1 protein-coding gene is annotated in these 1,960 nt (G+C 72.3%); it reads right to left on the bottom strand.

What is annotated here, in order from left to right:
• Positions 1-57: 57 nt before the first annotated feature.
• Positions 58-1,960: heme lyase CcmF/NrfE family subunit (locus tag RDU12_RS15365; protein WP_308685509.1), on the bottom strand; the 1,903-nt coding region annotated here is incomplete at its 5' end.

Here is a 1,960-nt window from a genome sequence, read left to right as displayed (position 1 = left end):
CGACGGCGGGGGCGGCGATCAGGCCGAGAGCGGCGACCGCGATCAGCAGGAGCCGCTTCATGGCGCCGCCTTGCGTCGGCTGACGCCCAGCCGCAACCGGCGGTCCATCAGGGACAGGGCGCCGCCGAGCGCCATGATGGCCGGCCCGAGGAAGATCAGCCGGGCCCATGGGTTCCACCAGACCCGGAGGTTCCAGGCCGGGGCGCCGGCGGCGGTGCGGCCGCGCTCGCCCAGCACCACATAGACGTCGTCGAGGCCTCGAAAATCGAGGCCGACCTCGGTGGTGGTCTGGCCGCCGGCAGGGAAGAAGCGGCGTTCCGCGGTGATCTGGCGCGGCGCGGCGCCGGAACGCAGGGTCACGGTCAGCCGGCCCTGTTCGGCGAGATAGTTCGGCCCCTCGACCACGCGCACGTCATCCAGCCTGACCCGCCACGGGCCGGCCTCGACCGCCTCGCCGAGCGCGACCGGGCGGGCCGCCTCGACGCGGTAGCCGGTCTCGACCACCGCCCCGAGCACGAACACCCCGAGTCCGGCGTGGGCCAGGGTCGCGCCCCAGGAGCCGAGCGGCAGGCCTCCCGCCCGGCGGAGGCTTTCGGCCAGCGGGACGCGGAACAGGCGGATGCGTTCCGCAGGGTCGGTCAGGGCCCCGAGGATCAGCCAGGCGCCGAGGCCGATCCCCGCCGCGGACAGCGCCTTGCGGGTATCGAACAGCGCATAGGCCGCCAGACCCAGCAGGATCGCCAGACCGGCGGCGACGGCGAGCCGCTGCATGGCGCCCGGCACATCCCCCCGCTTCCACGCGAGCAGGGGACCGAACGGCAGGATCAGCAGAGCCACGGCCATCAGCGGCACCAGCGTCAGACCGTAAAAGGGCGGACCGACCGAGATGGCCGAGCCGTTGGTCGCCTCGAGGATGAGCGGATACAGGGTGCCCAGCAGAACGGTGGCGCAGGCGGCCGTCAGGAACAGGTTGTTGAGCACCAGCGCGCCCTCGCGGCTGATCGGGGCGAAGATCCCGCCGCCCCTGAGCTGGGGCACCCGCCAGGCGAACAGGCCGAACGCCAGGCCGCCGGTCAGGCCGAGGATGGCCAGCAGCATCAGGCCGCGCTCCGGGTCGACGGCGAAGGCGTGCACGCTGGTCAGCACGCCGGACCGGACCAGGAAGGCGCCCAACATAGACAGGACGAAGGCCGCCATCGCCAGGAAGGAAGTCCAGCCGGCCAGGGCTCCGCGGCGCTCGGTGATCACGGCGGAGTGCAGCAGGGCCGCGCCCGCCAGCCACGGCATGAAACTGGCGTTCTCGACCGGATCCCAGAACCACCAGCCGCCCCAGCCGAGCTCGTAATAGGCCCAGAAGGCCCCCAGCGTGATGCCGATGGTCAGGAGCGCCCAGCTGGCCAGAGCCCACGGCCGCACCCAGCGGCCCCAGGCCGGCCAGAACGCGGCGTTGGCCCGGCCCTCGATCAGGGCGGCCAGGGCCAGCGAGAAGCAGACCGAAAAGCCGACGTAGCCGGCGTAGAGGAAGGGCGGGTGGAAGGCGAGCGCCGGGTCCTGCAGCAGCGGATTCAGCGACGCGCCCTGGAACGGAGCCGGATTGAGCCGCTCGAACGGGTTGGAGGTGAAGACGGCGAAGGCGAGGAACAGCACCCCGAGAAAACCCTGGACCGCCACGGCCGAGGTCTTCAGCTCGAACGGCAGGTTGCGGCCGCGGGCCAGGACGGCGCCGAAGCCGGTCAGAACCAGGCACCACAGCAGCAGCGAGCCCTCGTGACTGCCCCAGGCGGCGGCCACCTTGTAGAGCATCGGCTTGTCGGTGTGGCTGTTGGCGGCGACGTTGGCGACCGAGAAGTCCGATACCGAGAAGGCGTGGATCAGGATGCCGAAGGCGACCGCCACCGCCAGGGCCGCCAAGCGCTCGCGCCCGCGCCCGCGCCACTCCCCGCCGGGTAAGAGCGCATAG

This window comes from Brevundimonas sp., assembly GCF_031082345.1.
Lineage (GTDB): Bacteria > Pseudomonadota > Alphaproteobacteria > Caulobacterales > Caulobacteraceae > Brevundimonas.
The sequence above is the reverse complement of the archived record's forward strand: the minus strand, read 5'-3'. Positions and strand labels throughout refer to the sequence as shown.